The following is a 670-nucleotide window of genomic DNA, read 5'->3' on the forward strand; positions in this document are numbered from 1 at the left end:
CCAGTAAATAATCTTCATTTTTCGGGTCCGTTTTGCCCCACTCTAGAATTTGTTCCAATTCGCCTTCAACGATACGCATTTCATGAGGCGCAGTTAACTCAATATGTTCCGCCCCAATAAAGCCATCTTTGCCGATTTCAACTAATGTGAAGCCTTTCTTTTGATTTTGTTCACCGAAGCTGTACTTCATCAACGAACCAGAATAACGAATGTACTCCTCACCTTTCTTTTGAGGTTGGTGCAAATGACCTAACGCGACATAATCGAAGTTTAAAAAGTGCTCGTGGCTAACTCGATCAGAGCCACCGATAGAGAGCGGTCGCTCTGATTCAGATTCAATAGCACCATCTACGAAGCAATGACTGATTAGAATATTTCGATGCTCAGATTGGAACTGCTCTGTAATTTTTTCGGCAAGCAGTTTATGAGCTTCATCATGTGTCGACACCGGCTCTTTATACACATAACGTACTTGTTCAGGATCATTGTATGGCATCCCATAGAAAGCGACATGACCAGCGGCTTTCGTTTCAATCACAACTGGCGTTAACATATCTTCAAAGTTGCTGATGATATGCAGTCCCGAACGTTTCATTTGCTCAGAACCAAAACCCAAACGCTCTGCGCCATCGTGATTGCCTGAGATCAATATCATAGGAGTATTGAGCTC

At 42.8% G+C, this 670-nt stretch carries 1 protein-coding gene; it reads right to left on the reverse strand.

Annotated features, from left to right (window positions below; translation table 11 throughout):
* A partial coding sequence (locus R7190_RS27900) for an exonuclease subunit SbcD (protein WP_318137930.1) occupies window positions 1-670 on the reverse strand: 670 nt, incomplete at both ends.

Source organism: Vibrio sp. 1078-1, from assembly GCF_033340475.1.